Consider the following 2,884-nt stretch of genomic DNA (forward strand, 5'->3'; position numbering starts at 1 on the left):
GGGTGCCCGGCGTTCAGTGAACGCCGGGCACCCCGCTGCCGTTCTTCAGTACCGGTAGGTCAACGCCCCGACAGCCGAACCGTCGGTCCCGGCCGTGTTCAACGCGCTGTGGCGGGTCGGGCGGAGGAAGGCGCCGTGGCGCGGGGTGCCGTCCCGGTTCCGTTCGTACGTGACGGGCGGGGTGAGCGAGCAGAAGTCGGCCGCCGTGGCGACCGTCGTACCGTCGGAGCTCACGGCCCGCTCCCCGTCGAAGAGGACGTTCGTACGGTCGACGTCTCCGGAGAGGAAGTCCCGCACGGGCACGGCACCGCCGGGCCCACCCTCCGTCCGGAAGGAGAGGTTGTCGCGGTAGACGCCCTGCTGGTCCGCCGTGAAGTACGGATTGAAACGGGCGATGTAGTTGAACCGCTTGTTGTCGAAGGATGTGTTGCGGGTCAGCGTCATCCGGCCCGGGTTGAAGTTGTCCGTGAAGCCGTCCAGGTTGTTGTCGTAGGCGATGTTGCCCCGCACCACATGGTCGACGGGCAGCCCCTCACCGCCGAGCTTGAAGCCGCTCCCCCGGTTGCTGTCCTCGTCGTAGCCGTTACTGAGGCGGCCGTTGGCGTAGGCGACGTTGTCCACGAGGGTGATCGGCAGGTTGGCGCCCTCGTTCGTACGGTTGTAGAGGTCCCAGCCGTCGTCGATGTTGTGGTGGGCGATGTTCCCCCGGAAGACGTTGCCCGCGCCGACCCCGAGCTTGGCTGCGAAGCCGTCGGCGTTCTCGTCGTCGACGTCCCGGTTGTCGTGCGACTCATTGCCCCGGACGAGGTTGTACGACGGCCACAGCGCGGGGTCGCTACCGCTGCCGGTGATCTGGAAGCCGGTGTTGCCGTTGTAGTTGAACAGCATCCGCTCGACCGTGTTGTAACTACCGCTGACGCGCACCGCGTTGGCCCGCGCGTGGGTGATGTGGAAGCCCCTCACCCGCCAGTTGTCGGCGTCGAGCCGCAGCACGACGTCGACCTTGTCGCCGCCGTCGATGGTGACTTCCTGATTCCGGTACGGCTTGAGCGTCTTGGGCTTCCCGTCGAGCCCGCTGTACGAGGCACCGAGGTTGAGCGTGCCGGCCGGCTGATAGGTACCGCCGTGCATGAGCACCGCACCGCCCGGCGCGACGTACTTGAGGGCGGTGGCGAGATCGACGGGATCGGAGACGGTACCGGCGCCGGCGCCGGTACCGCCCGGGGAGGCGTGAACGACGGCCCCGTCCCCCTTCTCCCCGTACGCCTTCCTGACGACCGTGAGCGACCTACTGACCGGGGTACCGGGGGACGTGGCCGCGTCCGGCGTGAAGGTCAACTCGAAGTCGACCTGATCGGAGGCGAGTTGGACTCGATGCCCGAAGATCTCGTTCGCGGCGACCCGCGCCTCGGCGATCCGCTCACCACTGCCGGTGTCGGTGACGACGAGGGTACCGTCGTAGTTGGGGCGCGCCCGGAGCGTGTAGTCACGGGTGCTGGTCTCGGGCGCCGAGAACAGGGTCAGGGCGGGCGCGACGGGGGCCACCTGAACCGGCGTACGCGGCTGGGTGTGCGCCTCGCTCACCTCAAGTCGGGCATTCTCGAAGCTGACCCTGGCGTTGCGGGCGGCGTAGAGCCCGAGGTACATGTGATCGGGGTCGATGTCCTGAACCCAGTCGGCACCGGCCACCCGCTGCACGAAGGTGGCGGGCTCGCCGGCGTGGGTAAAGGTCGCGGACATCACGAACTCGGTGTCGGTGCGCTCCAGTCGGAGGGTGACCGGGGTGCCGGTGGGCAGCGCGTACGTGGAGTCCCTGGTGAAAGTGGACGCTTTTAGGGCACCGCCCGGGTTGCCGTACGGCTTCACGACACCCGTCCGGCTGAAGCCACTGAGCCCGGTCTTCATCATGCCGGCGCCGAAGCTGTTGGAGGCGGCGGGCACTTCCTCGAACCCGAGAACCATCGGCTCCTGACGGGCCGCCCCGTTCACGTCACGCACCATGATCCCGGCGCTGTCCGCCGAGTTGACGGTGGCACCGGTCTCCGGCCCGAACTGCTCGACGGTCATGTCGGCGGTGAGGACGAAGTTGTCGGTCTTCGGGTTCAGGGCCGTGTTGTAGAAGGTGATGCCGTCATGCCCGGGGGAGATCTTGCCGCCACGGCTCTCCATGACGACGCGGCCGTCGAGGGTGCCGGGGTGATCGGGCTTCGCGTAGTTGGTGCCGACCTTCTCGGGCAGCACGTTGGAGGCGAAGTTGAGGTCGGTGGACTGACCGAAGGTGAGGGGAGACCAGGTGAGGTCGGAGGCTGCGGAGGGTGTGACGGCGGTGCTTTCCGCTCCGGGGGCGGTGGGGTCGGCGGCGGCGAGGGCCGAGGGGGCGATTATTGGGGCGGCCATCAGGATGAGGGCGGTGGTGGCTGATACGACCAGTCTGGGGACCGAGGGCATCGGGGGAAGCGCGGGCATCGATATGGGTCTCATCGTCAACTTTCTTTCGGGGGCCGCTTGTTCGGCCCCTGGTCGCCCCCCTGCATCCCCGGTTTGCGCCTTGAGTCGGCGGTGCCTCGCCTTACCGCCGACGTCATGATCAGTCTTGCGAGGCGGGGAGGCCGGGTCAACTGTTGGGGCGGTGTTCGGCGGTTGGGCAGACCCAAGGCCCGCCTGACGAGACCGAGTTGACGGAAACGCGTGCGCGACCGCCGCGCTTCCCTCCCCGCCACAGACCCAGAAGTGGCGGAACCAGAGCGGAATCAGAAGTGAGGGTCAGCGTCGGTGTCCGACGCGGCCAGTACCGCGACCCGAGTTGCACCGGGATCCAGTACGGCGAAGGCCACGTCCGCCGTGTCGTGGTGGAACCAGTCCGTGAACGCCATGAAACGCAGCC

Annotated in this window: 2 protein-coding genes; both read right to left on the reverse strand. The window is 67.9% G+C overall.

Annotated features, from left to right (window positions below; genetic code table 11):
- Positions 1-45: 45 nt before the first annotated feature.
- Positions 46-2,481: a right-handed parallel beta-helix repeat-containing protein gene (locus RB628_RS40155; protein ID WP_318325590.1), complete on the reverse strand. Its 2,436-nt coding sequence runs from the start codon at positions 2,479-2,481 to the stop codon at positions 46-48.
- A gap of 269 nt (positions 2,482-2,750) precedes the next feature.
- Positions 2,751-2,873, reverse strand: coding sequence for a DUF6183 family protein (locus RB628_RS40160; protein WP_318325591.1), 123 nt, complete (start codon positions 2,871-2,873; stop codon positions 2,751-2,753).
- Between the last annotated feature and the right edge of the window lie 11 nt (positions 2,874-2,884).

The organism is Streptomyces sp. ADMS (assembly GCF_033441795.1).
Classification (GTDB): domain Bacteria; phylum Actinomycetota; class Actinomycetes; order Streptomycetales; family Streptomycetaceae; genus Streptomyces.